The 17743-nt window shown below is 70.1% G+C and carries 23 protein-coding genes; 10 read left to right on the top strand and 13 right to left on the bottom strand.

Translation table 11 applies throughout. The features are described from left to right. Positions 1-42: 42 nt before the first annotated feature. The 3 genes from ACQP1V_RS21170 to ACQP1V_RS21160 all read right to left on the bottom strand — a co-directional run bounded on the left by ACQP1V_RS21170 (position 43) and on the right by ACQP1V_RS21160 (position 2802). Positions 43-2013 carry a GTP-binding protein gene (locus ACQP1V_RS21170; RefSeq protein ID WP_433425565.1) on the bottom strand — a complete coding sequence of 657 codons (1971 nt, stop codon included), beginning with the start codon at positions 2011-2013 and terminating at the stop codon, positions 43-45. 190 nt (positions 2014-2203) lie between these two features. Next, the gene (locus ACQP1V_RS21165) at positions 2204-2656 is read right to left on the bottom strand and encodes a hypothetical protein (protein WP_433425563.1); all 453 of its coding nucleotides are present in this window, start codon (positions 2654-2656) and stop codon (positions 2204-2206) included. Further along, complete coding sequence (locus ACQP1V_RS21160) at positions 2653-2802, bottom strand: hypothetical protein (RefSeq protein ID WP_387409748.1); 150 nt, start codon at positions 2800-2802, stop codon at positions 2653-2655. Before ACQP1V_RS21160 ends, ACQP1V_RS21165 begins: the two co-directional genes overlap by 4 nt. A gap of 44 nt (positions 2803-2846) precedes the next feature. On the opposite strand from ACQP1V_RS21160, the gene ACQP1V_RS21155 reads away from it, so the two are divergent. Then, positions 2847-3071 carry a helix-turn-helix transcriptional regulator gene (locus ACQP1V_RS21155; RefSeq protein ID WP_433425561.1) on the top strand — a complete coding sequence of 75 codons (225 nt, stop codon included), beginning with the start codon at positions 2847-2849 and terminating at the stop codon, positions 3069-3071. On the opposite strand, the gene ACQP1V_RS21150 is transcribed toward ACQP1V_RS21155, so the two are convergent. After that, on the bottom strand, positions 3040-3525 hold the full coding sequence (locus ACQP1V_RS21150) for a hemerythrin domain-containing protein (protein WP_433425559.1): 486 nt from the start codon (positions 3523-3525) through the stop codon (positions 3040-3042). The two genes, ACQP1V_RS21155 and ACQP1V_RS21150, sit on opposite strands and share 32 nt — an antisense overlap. Positions 3526-3704: 179 nt before the next feature. Continuing rightward, the gene (locus ACQP1V_RS21145; protein ID WP_433425557.1) at positions 3705-4601 is read right to left on the bottom strand and encodes an alpha/beta hydrolase; all 897 of its coding nucleotides are present in this window, start codon (positions 4599-4601) and stop codon (positions 3705-3707) included. 117 nt (positions 4602-4718) lie between these two features. Here ACQP1V_RS21145 and ACQP1V_RS21140 point away from each other — a divergent pair, with 117 nt between their 5' ends. From ACQP1V_RS21140 to ACQP1V_RS21125, 4 genes are all read left to right on the top strand, one after another. Continuing rightward, entirely contained in the window at positions 4719-5753 is a 1035-nt protein-coding gene (locus ACQP1V_RS21140) for a helix-turn-helix domain-containing protein (RefSeq protein WP_433425555.1), read from the top strand. A 127-nt stretch (positions 5754-5880) separates the two neighbouring features. Continuing rightward, complete coding sequence (locus ACQP1V_RS21135) at positions 5881-6204, top strand: DMT family transporter (RefSeq protein WP_387409741.1); 324 nt, start codon at positions 5881-5883, stop codon at positions 6202-6204. Between the two features lie 59 nt (positions 6205-6263). Continuing rightward, a complete protein-coding gene (locus ACQP1V_RS21130) occupies positions 6264-6812 on the top strand; it encodes a TetR/AcrR family transcriptional regulator (RefSeq protein ID WP_433425553.1) in 549 nt (182 codons plus the stop codon). A 198-nt stretch (positions 6813-7010) separates the two neighbouring features. Continuing rightward, complete coding sequence (locus tag ACQP1V_RS21125) at positions 7011-7604, top strand: TetR/AcrR family transcriptional regulator (RefSeq protein WP_387409738.1); 594 nt, start codon at positions 7011-7013, stop codon at positions 7602-7604. A gap of 8 nt (positions 7605-7612) precedes the next feature. Here ACQP1V_RS21125 and ACQP1V_RS21120 read toward each other — a convergent pair whose 3' ends face one another. Beyond that, the gene (locus tag ACQP1V_RS21120) at positions 7613-8602 is read right to left on the bottom strand and encodes a hypothetical protein (RefSeq protein WP_433425551.1); all 990 of its coding nucleotides are present in this window, start codon (positions 8600-8602) and stop codon (positions 7613-7615) included. Then, a complete protein-coding gene (locus ACQP1V_RS21115; protein WP_433425548.1) occupies positions 8586-9212 on the bottom strand; it encodes a PadR family transcriptional regulator in 627 nt (208 codons plus the stop codon). Before ACQP1V_RS21115 ends, ACQP1V_RS21120 begins: the two co-directional genes overlap by 17 nt. Positions 9213-9441: 229 nt before the next feature. Between ACQP1V_RS21115 and ACQP1V_RS21110 the strand changes: the two genes are divergently transcribed. Beyond that, positions 9442-9588, top strand: a complete 147-nt coding sequence (locus ACQP1V_RS21110) for a hypothetical protein (protein WP_433425546.1) — start codon at positions 9442-9444, stop codon at positions 9586-9588. Here ACQP1V_RS21110 and ACQP1V_RS21105 read toward each other — a convergent pair. Further along, on the bottom strand, positions 9552-9956 hold the full coding sequence (locus ACQP1V_RS21105) for an MscL family protein (RefSeq protein ID WP_433425544.1): 405 nt from the start codon (positions 9954-9956) through the stop codon (positions 9552-9554). The genes ACQP1V_RS21110 and ACQP1V_RS21105 overlap by 37 nt on opposite strands. 10 nt (positions 9957-9966) lie before the next feature. On the opposite strand from ACQP1V_RS21105, the gene ACQP1V_RS21100 reads away from it, so the two are divergent. Together ACQP1V_RS21100 and ACQP1V_RS21095 are read left to right on the top strand one after the other, a co-directional pair. Continuing rightward, positions 9967-10257 carry a hypothetical protein gene (locus ACQP1V_RS21100; RefSeq protein WP_433425542.1) on the top strand — a complete coding sequence of 97 codons (291 nt, stop codon included), beginning with the start codon at positions 9967-9969 and terminating at the stop codon, positions 10255-10257. Positions 10258-10504: 247 nt separating this feature from the next. Continuing rightward, positions 10505-11296 (top strand): putative protein N(5)-glutamine methyltransferase, encoded by a 792-nt coding sequence (locus ACQP1V_RS21095; protein WP_433425540.1) that lies wholly within the window; start codon positions 10505-10507, stop codon positions 11294-11296. 3 nt (positions 11297-11299) lie between these two features. Here the strand turns inward: ACQP1V_RS21095 and ACQP1V_RS21090 are convergent, their stop codons facing one another. Beyond that, complete coding sequence (locus ACQP1V_RS21090; RefSeq protein WP_433425538.1) at positions 11300-12034, bottom strand: DUF2786 domain-containing protein; 735 nt, start codon at positions 12032-12034, stop codon at positions 11300-11302. Between the two features lie 904 nt (positions 12035-12938). Between ACQP1V_RS21090 and ACQP1V_RS21085 the strand changes: the two genes are divergently transcribed. Beyond that, positions 12939-13586: a GNAT family N-acetyltransferase gene (locus ACQP1V_RS21085; RefSeq protein WP_433425536.1), complete on the top strand. Its 648-nt coding sequence runs from the start codon at positions 12939-12941 to the stop codon at positions 13584-13586. Positions 13587-13687: 101 nt separating this feature from the next. Here ACQP1V_RS21085 and ACQP1V_RS21080 read toward each other — a convergent pair whose 3' ends face one another. Next, on the bottom strand, positions 13688-14209 hold the full coding sequence (locus ACQP1V_RS21080; RefSeq protein ID WP_084258498.1) for a TetR/AcrR family transcriptional regulator: 522 nt from the start codon (positions 14207-14209) through the stop codon (positions 13688-13690). Positions 14210-14287: 78 nt separating this feature from the next. Between ACQP1V_RS21080 and ACQP1V_RS21075 the strand changes: the two genes are divergently transcribed. Beyond that, positions 14288-15085 (top strand): NAD(P)H-binding protein, encoded by a 798-nt coding sequence (locus ACQP1V_RS21075; protein WP_433425534.1) that lies wholly within the window; start codon positions 14288-14290, stop codon positions 15083-15085. 105 nt (positions 15086-15190) lie between these two features. Here ACQP1V_RS21075 and ACQP1V_RS21070 read toward each other — a convergent pair whose 3' ends face one another. From ACQP1V_RS21070 to ACQP1V_RS21060, 3 genes are read right to left on the bottom strand one after another with little or no spacing between them, the layout of a single operon-like run. Then, entirely contained in the window at positions 15191-16015 is an 825-nt protein-coding gene (locus ACQP1V_RS21070; protein ID WP_433226795.1) for an ABC transporter permease, read from the bottom strand. Then, a complete protein-coding gene (locus tag ACQP1V_RS21065) occupies positions 16015-16785 on the bottom strand; it encodes an ABC transporter permease (protein ID WP_433425532.1) in 771 nt (256 codons plus the stop codon). Before ACQP1V_RS21065 ends, ACQP1V_RS21070 begins: the two co-directional genes overlap by 1 nt. Position 16786: 1 nt before the next feature. Continuing rightward, positions 16787-17722 carry an ABC transporter ATP-binding protein gene (locus ACQP1V_RS21060; RefSeq protein WP_433425530.1) on the bottom strand — a complete coding sequence of 312 codons (936 nt, stop codon included), beginning with the start codon at positions 17720-17722 and terminating at the stop codon, positions 16787-16789. Positions 17723-17743 lie beyond the last annotated feature (21 nt).

Raw genomic sequence — 17743 nt, 5'->3', positions numbered from 1 at the left:
TGGATCACCGCTCCGTCCCGGCAAACCTTGCCGGTCGCGGCACTAGACCCGCCGCATGACGTGCAGCAGGTATTCCTTACGGTTGATCGGATTGAGATCCGACCGCGGTCGGCTCGGAGGCGCGCCACGGACCGGTTCGTAGTGGTCGAAGGCGAACTCCAGCACGCCTTCACCGCGCGTCAGCGCGTGCAGCTGTCGCTGCAGCTCGTGCACCCGAGCCGCCGGGATCTCACCTTCAAGCACGCATGCCGGACCCCGAATTTCCGGAACTCGCGGAACGGCACTCAACCGCGCAAGCACGGGCAGGATCGTTCCGATCGTGTCTGCCGGGACGTCGAGGTGGAAGCGGTGGACCGGCTCGCACACGACGGTTCCGGCCTGCTGCAGCGCGCTCATCAGCACCATCGGCGTCAGGAGGCGGAAGTCCCTCGCGGTGCTCTCCGGGGATGTGTAGCCGGACTGCGTGATGGTGACCGTGCAGTCGGTGACCTGCCATCCCCGGAGGCCTTGGCGCAGGGTTTCCCGCACCGTGTTCTCGATCGCCTTCTGGAATTCCTCGACCGCCTTGTAGATGAAGAGCGGAATCGACCCGACCTTCACTTCCAGTTTGACGCCCACGCCGGAACCCGCGGCGGCCGGTTCGATCCGCAGCCCGACCGTGGCCAGGAACGGGTTGGGCTCCTTGCCGAGTATTTCGACGGCCACGCCGGTGCCGATCGGCCGTTCGAAGCAGATCGTCGTCGTTTCGCGGAAATCGACGTCAATGCCGAAGTCGGTCGCCAGCGTCTCCTGGATGACCTCCTTCTGCACCTCGCCGTAGAGCGAGAGGAACAGCTCCTGCCGGAGGTCGTCCTGCCGCAGGTTGATGAGCGGGTCCTGTTCGGCGAGCTGGGCGAGCGCGACGTGCAACGCCCCCTTCTCCTCGGGGTGTCGGGGAACGACGGCCGTTTCCAGCGTGGGCGGGGCGAAATGGTGATACTCCGCGGCCGTACGCGATGCGCCGATCGCGTCGCCGACCTGGACATCGGCAAGTCCCCAGAGTTTTCCGATCTCTCCCGCGGTGACCGACGCACGCGTGACGGCAGACCCGCGATCGAAGACATGGACCGCGGTGACCTTCCCCTCGTTGTCCCCGCGGAATCGCAGCCGATCTCGCGTTCGGACGGTGCCCGAGAACACGCGGACGTAGGCGATCTTCTCGCCGGCTGGACCCCGCTCGACCTTGAACACGTTGGCGGAAACAGGTCCGTCGACGTCGCCTTCGGCTGCGGGCAGAAGGTCAGTGATACCGGTGATCAGCGCGTCCACGCCCGCACCCGTGATCGCCGAACCGAAGAACACCGGATGCGCCAGGGCCCGCTTGGTCTGTGCCGCGAGCTCGTCCCGGAGCCGGTGGTACGGAACCGCCGTCTCGTCGTTGACGTACGTGGCCAGGAACGCATCGTCGTGGCTGGCCAGTAGATCGGTCAGTGCGGTGGTGAAGGCGTCGTCGGCCGCGCCGTACGTTGTGAAGCCGGCGGCGCGCGCGCCGAGGTCGCGGACCGATCCCATCGGCATGATGGCAGGCGTCAGCTTCTCTGAGATGTCCCGCAGGGTGCGTTCATCTTGGGCGCCGCCGCGGTCGATCTTGTTCACGAAGATGAGGGTGGGGATGCGCAGCCGCCGCAGCGTCCGCATCAACACCCGGGTCTGCGCCTGCACCCCTTCAACGGCGGAGATCACTAGTACGGCGCCGTCGAGCACGCTCAACACCCGCTCCACCTCGGCGATGAAATCCGGGTGGCCGGGCGTGTCGATCAGGTTGACCGTAACGCCATCGATGGCGAAGGACACGACGGCGGACTTGATCGTGATGCCGCGTTGCCGTTCCAGCGCCATGGAGTCGGTCTGGGTGCTGCCGTCATCGACGCTGCCGATCTCGTCGATGGCACCGGCGGCGAAGAGCAGCCGCTCGGTCAGGCTCGTCTTACCGGCGTCTACATGCGCCAAAATCCCCAAGTTCAGCGTTTGCACGAAGCGTCATGCCCTCTGGATCGATGGAAGCTCTCTTCTGGGTGGACATGAACGCTTCGCGCATTTCCGGCTCCTCGCTCGATCGGCTGTTCGTCGGGAGTACAACAGACGGCGCCCCGGGGGACAACCCATTTGTTGGTCTCTCAGCGGCCGCCGTCACGGCCCAGCCAGCCCGCTGACCTGCGCCGTTCTAGGAGACGCGGGTGGAGGCCATGATCCAGTTGGTCTCCCAGGACTGCCCGCCGTCGTAGGAGAACGCCTGCTCCCACTGGCATGAGTCCGGCGTGATCCGGGACCAGGTGAACCGCACGCGGATCGGGCGGCCGTCGTCGGTGTCGTCGGCGTAGAAGGTGCCGACCCCGTCGACGAACCGGCCGACGACCGGAACCGGGTCGAGGCCGCGCGTGCTGTTGATCCAGTGGATGGACCACTCGTCCCGCTCGGCGTCGTACAGGCGGATCGTCGCGCCGTCGAAATCCTTGGTGGGGAAGGTGATCTCGTCGAAGTTGCCCGCGCCGCCGAACACGCTGTGCGCGACAGACCTTCCGGGAAACTCCTCCCACTCGCTGCTGCCGGCGCCTCGCTTCACCAGCCTGCGGTTGGCCACGTTCCAGGTGCCGATGTAGAAGTCGAAGTCGTTCACAGACCCACCGGTCCTTCCGGGCGCGTGTTGGCGAGCAGGCAGGCGCCGGTGTCCGCGCCCTTGTGGAGGACGATCTGGCGCTTGCAGGTGCGGCCGCCGACGACGACGGGGTCGAGCGGCCGCATGGTCTTCTCGATGAATGCCATGAAGCGGACCATATGAGACATCCACTGACACGTATTGTCAGTGGATGCGAGTTTCTCGGCTGCTGTCCATCCTGCTGCTGCTCCAGTCGCGCGGGCGGATGACGGCCCGGCAACTCGCGGACGAACTCGAGGTCGGCGCCCGCACGATCTATCGCGACGTCGAACCACTGCACGCTGCCGGCATCTCCCTGTACGGCGACGCCGGACACCATGGCGGCTACCGGCTTCTCGACGGCTTCAGTGCCCGGGAAAGTGCGTCAGGGAGTTGAGGACCGGTACGAGGTAGTGCTCCTCGCGGTCGAGGTGAGTGATGAGCTCGACCGACAGGCGTTCCAGATCCGTAGGGAAGTCGGGGGCGGAGGGGGTAGCGGCAGCCTTGCGGAGGTCGGCCAGGAGGGACGCCATGATGCGGTGATCGGAGGTCAGGCGATCCAGCACCTCGGACAGTTCGGGATGCTCCTGGGCCAGGAAGGGGAAGACCGACCGGTCCTCGGTGGTGTGGTGAGCGTCCAGGGCCTCGCAGAAGGAGAGGCAGTGGCTGTGAAGCCGTTCGGGCAGGAGAAGCGGGTCGGGGATGTCACCGTCGGCAGAGAGTCGTGATGCCTCCTCTCGCAGGGCGGCGATGTCGCGGCGGAGTTCGTCGTGAAGAGTGATCAGATGGTCGCCGAAGGCGGTCAGTCTGGAGCGCTCGGAGGCGGTGGCGGTGTGTGGCTGGTCAGGCATCGGAGAGTTTCTTCCGTTGTAAGTGAGTTGGGTTCGATCGCTCACAGGGCCGGGGATGCCGGGTGTGGCTGTGGGGTTGCAGCCCTGTGCCGGCTTGATGGGATTGGCCATCCGGCGTGCCGCGACGACTCTGCCTCGCCCGCACGGCCGGGCCTTGGGATGACCCGGCCGTGGCGACCTCAGGCGGTCAGGGCCCGGCGCAGCGCCGCGGCGAGGTCGGCGATCTGCCGCTGAGACACCTCGGCGGACAGGATCGCCTGTGACCCGTGGAAGGTGCCGGGCCACTGGTGCAGCTCGACCGACACGCCCGCCTGCAGCAGGCGCAGCGCGTAGCCGATGCCTTCGTCGCGGACCGGGTCGAACTCCGCGGTGGCGATGTAAGCGGGCGGCAGGCCGGACAGGTCAGCGGCCCGTGCCGGCGCGGCGTACGGCGTGGCGGGCGCCGAGCCCAGGTAGTGCCGCCACGCTGTGGTGATCTTGTCGCGATCATGCCAGGGCGTATCGGTGAAGTGCAGCTGCGACCACGTCTCCTGCCGGTCGTCGAGCCCGGGCTCGTTGAGCAGTTGGAAGCGAATCGGCGGCCCCTGCTCAGCACGCGCCCGCAACGCCACCGCGGCCGCGAGGCCCGCGCCGGCACTGTGACCTCCGACCGCGATCCGCTCCGGGTCGATACCGAGCTCGGCGGCGTGCTCGGCCGTCCAGCTCAGCACGGCGTAGGCGTCGTCCAGGGCGGCCGGGAACCGGTGCTCGGGGGCCCGACGATAATCCACCGAGATCACCACCGCGCCGGAGCCGTCGGCGATCCGGGCGGCCCACGGGTGCTCGGTGTCCAGGTCGCCGAAGACCATTCCGCCGCCGTGCAGCCAGACGATGGCGCCCTGGGCCTGGCGCGGGCGATAGATGCGCACCGCCACGTCCGGATCGGCGGGCACCGTACGGTCCTCGATCTCCATGTCCGCGGTGTCCGGCGCCGGCCTCGCGGCGGCGCGCTCGGCGAAGCTCTTGCGCGCGGTGACCGGGTCGGTCAAGTCGGTTTTCGGGAGAAACGGGATGAATGCTTCCAGTTCGGGATCCATGCCATCCATCCTCATGACCGCCCCCTCCGAGATCATCCGCCATCCGTCGGACATCCCATCCCGATCACGCACCGATCGGCGCTTATCGTCTAGCCGAAGAGGCCCTATCCTCCTGCCATGCAGGCCCTGGTCGAACATCTGCCGCACCTGGATTCGCACGTCCAAGGCACGATTCGCGTCGTCGCGTTCTACGACACACTGATGCGCCGACGAGTGGATCTGCCGGCGCTCGCCAGGGCCTCAGCGGGCCTGGCCGAGTGCGTGGCCGGGATTCGGCTCCACGGGACGGGACGGGTGATCCGTATGGCGCCTGATGGCAGACAAGCAACCGCTCCACCGCCACCCCCGTCCACGACGGCGCCGATCACGCTCGATGAGGAGGAGATCGGCACGGTGTGGCTGGAACGCCCCGGCCCGTCGAACCCGCTCGACGAGGTGCTGCTGGACCGGCTCGCCATCGCCGCCGCGGCGGTCGTGGAGAAGTACGGCCCGGCCCGCACCACCATGGCCGACCCCGCCCTGGTCGAACTGGTGATCAGCTCCGAAAGCGACGAGGCGGCCAGAGCTCGGGCACTGCGGCTCCTGGGTTTCGCCGCCGACCTGCCGATCCACGTCGTGGCCGTACGGTCGCAGTTTCCGCTCGATCAGGTCGGCGGCCTGATCTGCCCGGTCCACCTGGTCAAGGCGGCACCACTCGCCGACATGGGCGTCATCCTGGCCACCACCGTGGACCCGGCCCGGTTTCCGGCAGGCGTACGCGCGGGACTCGGCGCCGCCGCGAGCCCCGAGCGATCCTGGCAGCAAGCCCGCACCGCCCTCCGCTTCACCACCCCACGCCAGCCAGTCGTCCACCACGACGGCCTGGGCGCGATAGCGCTCCTGGCCGAGATACCCGCCGACGCCGTGCGAGGCAACGCCGACGTGGCCGCGATCGCCCAGATCGCCGGCAACCCAGAAGATCTGGAGACGCTGGACGCCTACTGCGAGACCGGCTCCCTACGCCGGGCCGCTGACCTGCTCCACCTGCACCACAGCAGCGTCGCCCGCCGACTCGACCAGATCGGAAAGGCCCTGGGCATCGAGCTCACCGAGCCCACCGGACTGACACGGGCCAGGCTCGCCCTCACCGCACGACGACTGCTCAGCGACTGAGGCGGAACGCAGGGCGGCCCACTCGCCCCTGTCCTGGCCTGTGCGAGCCCGTCACGCGCGCACCCTAATTAATCGTGATATTTCCACTAAAGTGGGACGGGCGTACCGTTTTTGTGGAGGTTTCCCCATGGCCTGGCTCCTGCTCGCCGGCGCGATCGCCTCGGAGGTCGTCGCGACCACCGCGCTCAAATTCAGCGACGGGCTGAGCCACAAGGGGTGGAGCGTCGTGATGATGGTGGGCTACATCGCCTCGTTCGTGCTGCTGGCCCGGGCCCTCAAGCTGCAGATGCCGCTCGGTGTGGCGTACGCGGTGTGGTCCGGAGTCGGCACCGCGGTGATCGCCGTGATCGGCATGTTGTTCCTGGGCGAGAACATGAATCTCGCCAAGATCGGAGGAATCCTGCTGATCATCGGCGGCGTCGTGCTGCTGAACCTGGCAGGGGCCCATTGACCGGCCCGGCCCCGAGCGGGGACGGCGGGAAGGCCCGGCGCAAGCCACAGGAGAGGGCGTTGCGCCGCAAGGAGGCACTGGTCGAGGCGGCCGTCACGCTGCTCGGCGAGGGCGGCTTCACCGCGGTGACCCACCGGGCGGTCGCCGAGCGGGCGGGCATCCCGCTCGCGGCGACCAGCTACTACTTCACGTCCCGCGACGAGCTGGTGGCGCGAGCCTTCGCCGTGCTCGTCGAACGCGACCTGCGGCTGATGCGGGCCTCCCTCACCGAGGAGGCGGCCACCGGCTCCCTGGTCGAGCTGGCGCAGGCGCTCCTGCGCGCGTACGCGTCGGACCGGGGCCGCCAGCTCGGGCTCTGGGAGCTGTACCTGCAGGCGGGCCGCGAACCCGCCCTCCAGGACATAGCCCGGAACTGGACGGACGGATGGCACGACATCGTGCGGACGCTGCTGGAGCGGGCCGGGTACCCCTGCGGCGCCTCCGAGGTCCACTTCCTCGCGACGCTGGTGTCCGGACTGTGGCTGGAGCTCCTGGTCGAGGATCGGCCCGGGGCACTGGACCGGGCCGGGGAGATGGTCGCCCGCGGCCTGCGCGCGATCTCCGCCTGACGGGTACCCGCGGGCCGCTCCCGGCTTACCCGAGCAGCGCCCGGCGCGAGCTCCCGCCACGTCTCCGTTGGCGGCGCCGCCGGATCCGCGGACAGCACCCGCCGGCACACATGTCCGGCGCCCGCATCACCGGAGAACCTCTCCGGTTGGCTATGGCGAAGGGGCGACGCTCCACCCGAGATGACCGAGAATGGGACGATGACAGCGGACGGCCTGATCAGCGCGCGGCGGCGCTCGGACGCGCGGAGAAACCACGACCTCATCATCACCGCGGCGCGGGAGACGTTCGCCGAGTCGGGGCCCGACGCCTCGCTCAACGAGATCGCCCGCCGGGCCGGCGTGGGGCCGGGCACCCTCTACCGTCACTTCCCCAACCGCTCCGCCCTGCTGACGGCGGTGCTCCAGGACCGGATCGACACCCTGCGCGAACACGCGCGACGGCTGCTGCCCGCGGAATCCGCCGACGAGGCGCTGGCCGAATGGCTCCGCGCGTTCCTGGACCACGCCCGGGTCAACCAGGGCCTCGCCTGCACCCTCATGCTCGAGGAGCGGGACGCGCCGGGCCTGGACTGCCAGCGCGTGATCGAGGAGGCCGTGGCGGCCCTACTCTCCCGCGCCCAGCGGGACGGCGCCGCCCGCCCCGACCTGACGCCCGGCGACCTCATCCAGCTCGTCGTCGGCATCGCCCTGTCCACCGCCAGGAACGACGACGACCCCGGCCGGGCCGACCGCCTCCTCGCGCTCGTCCTCGACGCCGTACACGCGCGCCCGCAGCGCGAGGCCGGCGCGTAAACCGGGGGTCAGCGCCCCAGCTCGGCGATCAGCTTCTGATACACGGCGAAGGCCGGCTTGGGCGTGTAGTCGTCGGACATGAGGCCGAACCGGTGAAACAGGCCCGGCTGGGAGCTGTCGGCGTCGCGCAACGCGAAGTGGGTGTAGCCGACGATGTTGACCTCGTCTCGGCAGCCGTCGATCGCGCGGACGACGGTCTCCACCACCCGCGCCTGCCGTTCCGGCGTACGCTCCGGGCCGGTGGGCCAGCCGTTCTCGGTGACGTGCAGCGGAACGGCGGGATCGATGCCCGCCGGGGTGAGACGCTCGGCCCGGTGCAGGCGGAGCAGACCGGTGACGGCGTCGTGCAGCCGGTCGGCGGGGACCGGCATGAAGACATCCGGGAAGAAGTCCAGGCCCACATAGTCGAGGGCGTCCAGGAACGGCCGCCCGCCCGCCTCGACGAGCGCGGCGACGAAGCCCTCGCCCGGGCCGAACAGCGGGGTCGTGTTGAACCCGATCTTCAGGTGGCCGAAGCCCTGCCGCCGCGCCTCGTCCTTGGCCGCGATCACGCCCTCGACCACCGCCTGCCGGACGCCCGGGTAGTAGCCGTCCAGCGTCGGGTTGCCGGCGACGTTGGGCTCCTCGGCCACCTGCACGGTCGCGGCGCTGCGCCCGTGGCGGCGCACGAGATCCCGGAGGAAGGCGACATATCCGGCGACGTCGCCGCCCCGCGACTGGTACTGGACGACCAGGTCGAGGGCGCGCCCCTCACCGGCGTACCGCTCAACCCGCTCCGGCGCCTGGACGTGGACGCGGAGGTCATCGGGGTCGGTGAACCCGACGTAGCCACGCACCAGGAAAGGCCGCTCACCGCACTGGAGCGACCGCAGCGCCTCGACGATGCGCTCCGGATCGTCCGGCGGCCCCCCGGCGAGCCCACCCGCGTCGTCGCCGGTGATACCGCCGGGATAGACGCCGAAGAGCAGGCCGTCGGACACGTCACCGGCTGAGGTCATGGTCGGTTCCCTTCGTCTTCTCAGGGGTGGAGGCGGCCGGCTCACCCGGCCAGGCCAGGGTTCCGCCGTCGATCTCCTCGGCGACGGCGGTCACCCAGTCCAGCTCGGCGCGCGCCATGTGCGTGGCGTACTCGGCCTCGATGACGTACAGGCGGGGCACCCCGCCGGACGCCGTCGCCTCCCGCAGCGCCCGCTCGTCGTCGGAGAGGGCGGCGCGGAGCCGGTCGGCCCGCTCCCGCAGCGCCACCGCGGCCCCCGCCGGACCCAGCGCGCCGAGATAGGCGACGGCGGTGAGGAAGAGCGGGAACTCCCGCCGCGGGGTCCGGATCTGCTCCTCAACCCGGGCGGCGAACGCCGCCCGCCCCTCGTCGGTCAGCCCGTACACCGTCCGGGCCGGGCGGTTCCCCTCCCGGACATGTCCGGTCGGCGTGATCCACCCCTGCCCCTCCAGCGCGGCCACCACGTCGTACAGGGAGCCCCGGTTGATCCGGACGCTGGCGTCCTTTCCGCGCTCCCGCAGCACGGCGGCCATCTCGTACGGGTGCATGGGCCGCTCCATGAGCAGGCCCATCAGGGCCAGCGCCAGGGGATTGTCCACACTGCGTGCCATAGTCGCCTCCTGATATCAGGAACCGACTATACACATGCGGCAGGCTCGGCCCGCCCGCCCAGCGACACGGCTCAGCCCGGTCTACGCCTTCGGAGTTGCCGTGGTTCTCGCGAAAATTCGGGCGGATAGTGTGTCACGAACGCGGAGAGGGGCTTGAGATGTGGGAGCAGCCACCTGAAGCGGTGCTGCGTGAGAGATGGAGGATTCTCGGCCCTTCCGGTCGCCCTGCATGGGGGAGGCACTGTTGAAGGAGCTGGACGAGTTCCTGCTGGCGCGGGTCATGGAACACGACCCGCCGCGCCGGCCGTCGAACCGGGAAAGCCGCCAGGAGAACCAGGCCTACCGGGGGTACGGGGGCTGGTCGGTGGCGCAGTAGCGGCACTTCGACGCCGCCACCGGCAAGTCGTCCGACAGGCACGCGGGGCAGGTCTTCGCCGGCTTCGGGTCGCCGAACACCGTGACGCCGCGCCGGGCCTGGACGCGCTTGTAGGGGATGACGATCAGGAAGTAGACGACCGCCATGAAGAGGACGAAGTAGATCATCGCGGAGATGAACGCGCCGATGTTCAGGTAGGTGGCCGGGTTGCCGGACTTGCCCAGCTGCCAGCCCAGCGCCGGCGCGTTTCCGCCCTGCGCGACCGTGATGATCGGATTGATCACGTTGTCCGTGAACGCCTTGATCAAGGTACTGAACGCCAACGCCGTAATCAGGCCGACCGCGACCACGATCACATCGCCGCGCATCAGGAAATTCTTGAAACCCCGCAACACCGAGCCACCCTCACTCTCGCCGACGATCATCCGGGCGTGCCCAGCCCACGCGGGCACGCCCACCACCAGGACGACCTCAGAACCCCTGGTCCTGGCCGTACCCGCCCTGTCGGCCGCCACTCTGCGTGATGACGCCATCGCACGCCATGCCTATGAGCAGAACGGCGGCGTCGATTCGGCCCGCCCCTCGGGTGCGCTGGCCGACTTCCGCCGCCACCTGAAGCCATACTGGGACGTCCCGACTGCCCGGGAGTTCCTCGAGCACACCGCCTGAGCGCGGCCGGCCCAGGGCTACCGGAGAGCCACCGCAGGAGTCTTCACCGACGGCTTCGGCCCTGACCTGTCCTTCTCGGGGCAGGGGGGCCCGACCGCTCTGGTAGTGTTGCCGTCCCCAGCGACGATCCCCAACGCGAGGAGGTGAGCCCCATTCCGCCGTACCAGGCAGGGTGCTCCCTTCTCACCGCCGTCCGGCTCGTCTGACCGGGCACGCGGGAGCGCCCCTCGGCTTCCGAAAGGCTCCCATGTCGGCTTCGCCGTCGCTTTCCTCCATGTCACACATTGTCACCACCCTCCGCTCCGCGGGATGCGTCTTCGCCGAGGACGAGGCACGGCTCCTCGTCTCGGCGGCACCCACCCCGGCCGATCTCGCCGCCATGGTCGACCGGCGGGTCCGCGGCCTGCCCCTCGAACACGTCCTCGGCTGGGCCGACTTCTGCGGCGTGCGCATCGCGGTGGACCCGGGCGTCTTCGTCCCCCGCCCGCGCACCCAGTTCCTCGTCGGCCAGGCGATCGCCCTCGCCCGGCCGGGCGCGGTCGTCGTCGACCTGTGCTGCGGCACGGGCGCGATGGGCGTCGCCCTGGCCGCCGCCGTGGACGGCGTCGAACTGCACGCCGTCGACATCGACCCCGCCGCCGTGCGCTGCGCCCGGCGCAACCTCGCCGCCGCCGGCGGCCACGTCCACGAAGGCGACCTGTACGCACCGCTGCCCGCCACCCTGCGCGGACGGGTCGACCTCCTGATCGCCAGCGCCCCGTATGTGCCGACCGAGGCGATCGGGCTGTTGCCGCCGGAGGCCCGCGTCCACGAGCCGAGGGTGGCGCTCGACGGTGGTGCGGACGGCCTCGACGTCGTTCGGCGGGTGATCGCCGACGCGTCGCGGTGGCTAGCCCCGGACGGTCACCTCCTGGTCGAGACGAGCGGACGCCAGGCCGCGCCGACCGCGGAGGCCGTGGCCCGCGCCGGGCTGGTCCCACGCGTGGCCGACTGCGAGGAACTGGACGCGACGGCCGTCATCGGCGCCCGCCGCGGGTGAACCTCACCGGCCGAGCGCGGCCCGGCTCGGGGCGCCGACACGGGAGCCGCCCAGATCGGCGCGATCCCCGGCAGCCCGGCCCCCGGCCCAGCCCGACCAGTCGCTCATCGTGCGCCGCCCGGCGCGGCGCACATGGGGGAACATTCGCTCGTACTCCCGACGCACCTCGGCGACCCGGTCACGCAGCACCAGCTCGGTCGAGCGCCCGCCGCCCGGCGCCCCCGCCCGGTCGGCGTCCATAGCGGCCGCCCTCTCGGCCGCGCGCAGCCGCTCACAGACCCGGTTGGCGTATCCGGCCATCCAGCTCTTCCGGAAGCTGATCGTGGTGTGCCCGGATGGCACCGGCTCACGCACGACGGCGGAGGCCATCTGCAGGCAGAGGGAGGTGAAGAGCATCTCCACCAGGTCGAGATCGGACCGGAAGCCGATGACCTGAACTCGCGACACCGCCCCGACCTTGCAGTAGATCGTGCGGCAGCGCAGCGCGGAGGCCACGCCCGCGAGCAGGGAGCGCCGATCCGGCTGGTACGGATTGCCGATCTCGATGGTCAACTGATCGACCTCGTCGCGCACCTGCCCGGCGTCGGCCAGCACGGCCTGCTCGACCCCGTACGCCGACATGAGGGCGCACGCCCTCTCCAGGTAGACGGCGGCCTCGGCCGCGCCGGTGTTGGGATGCTCGGCCACCGCCAGGAGCTTTCGGATCAGCTCCAGCTTGCGCTCGGGAATCTCGTTCACGGTGGCCACCCCTCCGATGCCGACGACAACGGGCGCAACGTTACGGGACGCTACCGACAGTTACGGATCCTGTCTGAGGCGTAGGGGTCAGTCGAGCGCCGCGGCAACGACAGCCGCGCGTGCGCCCTTTCGCGGCGGGCCGGCGGCGGGTCCCAGCCGGTCGGCGCCCGATCAGTTGTCGGACTTCGTCCCCCGGCACAATGTGATCGGCACCGCAGCTGAGGGTGCTAGGCTCTCGGACGTTTGGTGTTGGATCGGCATGAGAGGGAGGTGAGGTTTGATGACCGCGGTGAAGACCGCTGCCGTGCGCAGCGCCCGGACCATCCTCACGTCCCGGGTCCCGGTCTGACCTGCTTCTTCCCCCAACCTTGAGCCGCCAGGCTCGCCTATGGGGGTGGCGTCCGCGTCTCGTCGGGGCCCCTTCTCCGCAAGGTGTCTCACGTTGCCACATACCTTCACGAATCCATCCGGCCTGTCCCGGTACGGGTGGACCGACGCACTCGACCAAGCCTTCACCGAACGCTACGAAGCGGGCCTCCTACCGGCCCGGATCTCACGCGTCGATCGCGGACTGTGCTCGGCGATGACCGCGTCTGGCCCGGTGCGGGCCACGTTCGCGGCGCCGCACGGGCCCGGCCCGCTCCTGACCCCCTGCGGTCCAGGCCGCCATCCGGGCGGGCGAGCTGCCCCAGCGCCGGCTGGACAGCTATCGCAAACTGCAACGCGAGAACGCCTGGGCTGCCTCACGCACCGACGCCCGGCTGCGCGACGAGCGCGCCAGGCGGCAGAAGGCCATCACCAGTCATCTGCGCGCGACCTACAAGTTCCGGGATCAGCAGCCATGACCGGCCGCGTCCCGCCGGTCTCCGGGCCCGCTCAACGTCCACCAGGAGCACACACCACCATGCCCGACAGCCTGCCCGGCGTGATCGGCGACCCCGCAGTGGCGGCGTTTTCCCTGCGCCGCGAGCACGTCGCGGGCTATCAGCACACCGACTACGTCCTGCGACTGCGGGAGAACGAGGAAGCGAACCCGACCATGACCACCTCTTGGACCGCCCGCCCCGAGACCGCCGGCGATGTCGCCGCCATCCGCGACATCAACCTCGCCGCCTTCCCCACCCCGCACGAGGCCGACCTCATCGAGGCTCTGCGGGCCGACCCGCAGGCGTGGATGCCCGGCCTGTCCTGGCTGACCGAGTCACTCGGCGGCGACCTGTCCGGATACGCGCTGCTCACACGCTGCCACGTCGGCGACTCCCCGGCGCTCGCGCTGGGCCCGTGCGCCGTCAGGCCCGAGCACCAGCGGTGGGGCGCCGGTTCCGCCGCCATCCACGCCGCCCTGCGCGCCGCCCGCGAGCAGGACGAGAATCTGGTGGTCGTGCTCGGCCACGCCGAGTACTACCCGCGGTTCGGCTTCACTCCGGCCTCCGGGTTCGGCATCCGCCCGCCCTTCGATGTCGAGGACAAGTACATGATGGCGCTCGCCCTCGACCCTGAGCGGCCGGTCCCGAGCGGCGTCATCCGCTACCCGGCGGCGTTCGGCGTCTGATCTCCCGCTCCTTGCACGTGCCGAACGGCCCCCACGCTGCGTGGGGGCCGTTCGGCCGCCGGAAAATCGGGCCGTGATACCGGCATAAAGCGGGCAACCGGTCAGCCCTTCTCCGAGCGGCGGCCTATCCCGTCGAGCATGAGGGGCAGGAAGCGCTCCGGAATGACGCCCGGGTGGCAGGCGAACACGTTCAGCAGATCCATGAGGTCGCCGGTGCCGACATCTGAACGCATCGCACCGTCCACCTGCGCCTGCCGTACCAACTCGTCGAGTCGCCGCGTCAGCGCCTGCCTCGCCTGCGGCGCGGAGGTCCCGGCCAGCGCGGCCGCGATGGCACCGCGACTCTTCTCCACGCTGTGGACGACGAAGGCGCGAATGGCCGCCCACGCGTCAGGCTCGGCCGCCGCGGCGCGGTCGAGGGCGTCCATGAGCTCGTGAACGTACTGCTCCGCCAAGGCGGCGAGCAGCACGCCGCGGTCGGGAAAGCGCCGATAGAGCGTGCCGACCCCGACGCCGGCCCGGCGGGCGATCAGCTCCATCGGCGCGTCCGTGCCGCGCTCGGCCACCGCGTCGCGCGCGGCCTCCAGGATCCTGTCCCGGTTGCGGCGTGCATCGGCGCGCATTGAACTCCCCATAACTGGACGACAAGCTTCCGCTTAGTATAGAAGAGGAAGCCAACATTCCGCTTAGGGGGTTGCGCGATGATTGTGGTGACAGGTGCGACAGGCACGATCGGGCGTGCGCTGATCGAGGAACTCGGCGATGCGGCGCGAGCCGTGGTACGGCGCGCGGAACAGGGCGAAGAACTGGGATGCGACTACGTGGTCGGTGACCTGGAGCGGCCGGAGAGCATCCCGCTCGAGCCCGGTGACAGGCTCTTTCTCAACAGCGGGCTGTGGCCGGGTTTCGTGCGAGCGCACCAGGCGGCCATCGATCATGCGGCGGCCGCGGGAGCGGCGCAGGTGGCGACCGTCTCCGTGCGCGGCGTGACGTCGAGCAGCCTGCTCGGGTTCGGCATGCACGGACAGGTCGACGATCATCTCAAGGCCTCGGGACTGCCGTGGTCGATCCTGGCGCCCGTCGGCTTCATGCAGAATCTCGCAGGCGACGTCGACGAGGAGGGGCGGATCTTCGGCTCGTACGGCAGAGGCAGGGTCGGCTACATCGACGCGCGTGACATCGCGGCGGTCGCGGCCGTGCTGCTCACGCGTCCCGTCGGGGCCGACGCCACCTACGAGCTCACCGGGCCGGTGGCACCTACGCATGACGAGGTCGCCGCCGAGCTCACCCGAACACTCGGCCGGACCGTGCGTTACGTGGACCTGCCGGTCGAGGAAGCCGCCACTCACCTGGAGAAGCGCGGCATGCCCGCCCAAGCGGCCCGTGACCTGGCCCGACTCATGTCGCAGATCGGGGATGGCCGCTGGGCGAGCACGACCACGACCGTGGCCGACATCCTGGGTCGCCAACCGCGTTCGCTGCGGGAGTTCCTCGGGTAGACGTGCGAAGCGGCGGCCGAGAGACGAGGGACAGGACCCGGCCGCCGCTCCTGCTTCGGCGGCCGGGTCCGCTCCCGCGCCGTAGGCGCCCGGCCGGGCAGCCGGTCAGGGGCAGAGCAGGCGCTCCATGCGGCGGGCGGCGAACCACAACCCGGCCGCGAGCATGACCAGGAGGTAGGCGGCGTGCCCCAGCAGGCCGGGGCCGTACAGACCCAGGGACAGCCCGCGCACCAGCTCGACCGCGTGGTAGAGCGGGGTGATCTGGATCAGGACCTCCATCCACGCCGGGTAGTCCTGCACCGGGGAGAACGTCCCGGAGAACAGGAACATCGCGAACTGGCCGGTGGTCAGCAGGTCGAAGTCCTGCCAGCCGCGCATCAGCGTGCTGATCGTCAGGCCGACCGCGCCGAACGCCAGGCTCACCAGGATCGTCGCCGGGAAGGCGGCCAGCGCGCCGCCCACCGGCGCCAGGCCGAGCGCGACCATCACGCCGAGGAAGATCGCGGTGTAGAGGGAGCCCCGGACGGTCGCCCACGTCAGCTCACCGAAGGCGATCTCCACCGGCCGCACCGGCGTGGCGAGCACCGCCTCGTACGTCTTCACGTACTTGAGCTTGAAGAACACGTTGAACGTGGTCTCCGCCAGCGCCCCGGTCATGGCCGACACCGCGAGCATGGCCGGGGCGACGAAGGCGGCGTACGACATGGTGCGGCCGTCGACGGTCAGGTTTCCGACCAGCGCGCCCACGCCGACGCCGATGGATAGCAGGTACAGCAGCGGCTCGAAGAAGCCGGAGACGAGCACGATCCAGTAGGCCGGGCCCGAGCGCAACGCGCCGACGTTGCGGCTGATCACCGCGCCGACCCGTGTGGTGGAGAGCCCCGGACGGGAGGCGCGCATCGACCTCGCGGCCGCCAGAGTGGTCAACATCAGTCCTCCAGCCTCCGGCGGAACCGGCGTGCGGCGAGCAGCGTGCCCGCGACGGCCCACACCAGCAGGCAGCCGACGTGCGCGGCGACCGGCCACGGCGGCGCGGTGCCGAGCGTGGCCGAGCGGCACAGCTCCACGGCGTGCCACAGCGGCGAGACGTACGCCACCGGCCGGATCAGGCCGGGGAGCTGCTCGATGGGGAAGAAGACGCCCGAGAACAGCGACGCGGGGATCATCACGAAGCGGAACAGCAGCGTGAAGTGGCTGTCGCTGTCGATGCTGGCCGCGAACGCGCTGACCGGCGCGGCGGTGGCCACCGTCAGCAGCGCGCAGACGAGCGGGACCGTCACCGCCCACGGCGAGCGCAGCGCGCCGAAGAACAGCACCACGAGCAGGAACGCCAGGACGGCGGTCGTCACCCGGAACAGCAGGTAGAGCAGGTGGCCGGTCAGGATGTGGTTCGGCTGGACCGGGGTGGCCCGCATCGCGTGGAACGCGCGCGACCACTTGAAGTCACCGAGCAGGGGGTAGGTCGACTCGCCGAGCGCCATCTGGAACGCGGTCGAGGCGACCACGCCGGGGACGATCCACGACAGGTAGTCGACGCCCTTGACGGAGCCGACGTATCCGCCGACCCCGATGCCGATGCTGATCACGAAGAGCACCGGAAGGACGAACGAGGAGAACACCGACGCCCGCCACAGCCTGCGGTAGAGCGTCAGCTGCCGTTCCAGGACGGCGATGCTGGGACGGACGGTGCCGGCGGTCATGTCAGTCCACCAACGTCCGGCCGGTGAGGTGGAGGAACACGTCCTCCAGGGTGGAGCGGCGGATCAGTACGCTGGAGGGCGTCAGACCGCGCCGGTGCACCTCGGTCAGCGCCGCGTCGCCGTCGTCGGCGTACAGCAGCACCCGGTCGGGCAGCGGGTCCACCCGCTCGCCGATCCCGTTCATCTTCGCCGCGTAGTCGGCGTTCAGGTCGAGGCCGTCGGGGAAGCGCAGCTCGACCACCTCGGCCGTGGAGTACGTCTCGATCAGCGAGCGCGGCGACCCCTCGGCGACGATCTTTCCGCCGTCCATGACCACGAGCCGGTCGCACAGCTGCTCGGCCTCGTCCATGTAGTGCGTGGTGAGCACGAGCGTGGTGCCGCGCTGCTTGAGCCGGAACAGCCGCTCCCACAGCAGGTGTCTGGCCTGCGGGTCGAGGCCGGTGGTCGGCTCGTCGAGCAGCACGATGTCCGGCTCGTTGATCATGGCTCGGGCGATCGTCAGGCGGCGTTTCATGCCGCCCGACAGCGGCTCGACCATGCTGCCCGCCCGGTCGCTGAGCTGGACGAAGTCCAGCAGCTCGTCGGCCCGCCGCCGCCCCTCGACGCGGGACAGCCCGAAGTATCGGGCGTAGGTGGTGAGGTTCTCCCGCACTGTCAGGTCGGGGTCGAGGTTGTCCAGCTGCGGGCAGACGCCCAGCCGGGCGCGGATCCTGGTGCCGTCGCGCACCGGGTCCATCCCCAGGATGCGCAGCTCGCCTGAGGTTGGCGCGGACACGCAACTGATCATCCGCATCGTCGAGGACTTGCCCGCCCCGTTGGGCCCCAGGAAGCCGAACGCCTCGCCCGGCGCGACCTCGACGTCGATGCCGTTGACCGCGGTGAAGTCGCCGAAACGTTTGACCAGACCACGAGCCAAGATCATTGGTTGCTCTGCCACGTGGCAAGACCCTAGTGAAGC

The sequence above is a fragment of the Microtetraspora malaysiensis genome (assembly GCF_050947145.1).
GTDB classification, from domain to species: domain Bacteria; phylum Actinomycetota; class Actinomycetes; order Streptosporangiales; family Streptosporangiaceae; genus Microtetraspora_A; species Microtetraspora_A malaysiensis.
Note: the sequence above shows the minus strand (reverse complement) of the source record. Positions and strands in the feature narration are given on the sequence as shown.

Excerpts from the sequence above, each read along its gene's own strand:
- ACQP1V_RS21110 (WP_433425546.1), top strand. The coding sequence starts at position 9,442 with ATGGGGGAGGCACTGTTGAAGGAGCTGGACGAGTTCCTGCTGGCGCGG.
- ACQP1V_RS21075 (WP_433425534.1), top strand. The coding sequence starts at position 14,288 with ATGATTGTGGTGACAGGTGCGACAGGCACGATCGGGCGTGCGCTGATC.
- ACQP1V_RS21160 (WP_387409748.1), bottom strand. The coding sequence starts at position 2,802 with ATGGCATTCATCGAGAAGACCATGCGGCCGCTCGACCCCGTCGTCGTC.
- ACQP1V_RS21120 (WP_433425551.1), bottom strand. The coding sequence starts at position 8,602 with ATGACCTCAGCCGGTGACGTGTCCGACGGCCTGCTCTTCGGCGTCTAT.
- ACQP1V_RS21065 (WP_433425532.1), bottom strand. The coding sequence starts at position 16,785 with ATGACCGCCGGCACCGTCCGTCCCAGCATCGCCGTCCTGGAACGGCAG.
- ACQP1V_RS21080 (WP_084258498.1), bottom strand. The coding sequence starts at position 14,209 with ATGCGCGCCGATGCACGCCGCAACCGGGACAGGATCCTGGAGGCCGCG.
- ACQP1V_RS21135 (WP_387409741.1), top strand. The coding sequence starts at position 5,881 with ATGGCCTGGCTCCTGCTCGCCGGCGCGATCGCCTCGGAGGTCGTCGCG.
- ACQP1V_RS21070 (WP_433226795.1), bottom strand. The coding sequence starts at position 16,015 with ATGTTGACCACTCTGGCGGCCGCGAGGTCGATGCGCGCCTCCCGTCCG.
- ACQP1V_RS21105 (WP_433425544.1), bottom strand. The coding sequence starts at position 9,956 with ATGCGCGGCGATGTGATCGTGGTCGCGGTCGGCCTGATTACGGCGTTG.
- ACQP1V_RS21125 (WP_387409738.1), top strand. The coding sequence starts at position 7,011 with ATGACAGCGGACGGCCTGATCAGCGCGCGGCGGCGCTCGGACGCGCGG.
- ACQP1V_RS21085 (WP_433425536.1), top strand. The coding sequence starts at position 12,939 with ATGCCCGACAGCCTGCCCGGCGTGATCGGCGACCCCGCAGTGGCGGCG.
- ACQP1V_RS21155 (WP_433425561.1), top strand. The coding sequence starts at position 2,847 with ATGCGAGTTTCTCGGCTGCTGTCCATCCTGCTGCTGCTCCAGTCGCGC.
- ACQP1V_RS21095 (WP_433425540.1), top strand. The coding sequence starts at position 10,505 with ATGTCGGCTTCGCCGTCGCTTTCCTCCATGTCACACATTGTCACCACC.
- ACQP1V_RS21145 (WP_433425557.1), bottom strand. The coding sequence starts at position 4,601 with ATGGATCCCGAACTGGAAGCATTCATCCCGTTTCTCCCGAAAACCGAC.
- ACQP1V_RS21140 (WP_433425555.1), top strand. The coding sequence starts at position 4,719 with ATGCAGGCCCTGGTCGAACATCTGCCGCACCTGGATTCGCACGTCCAA.
- ACQP1V_RS21150 (WP_433425559.1), bottom strand. The coding sequence starts at position 3,525 with ATGCCTGACCAGCCACACACCGCCACCGCCTCCGAGCGCTCCAGACTG.
- ACQP1V_RS21115 (WP_433425548.1), bottom strand. The coding sequence starts at position 9,212 with ATGGCACGCAGTGTGGACAATCCCCTGGCGCTGGCCCTGATGGGCCTG.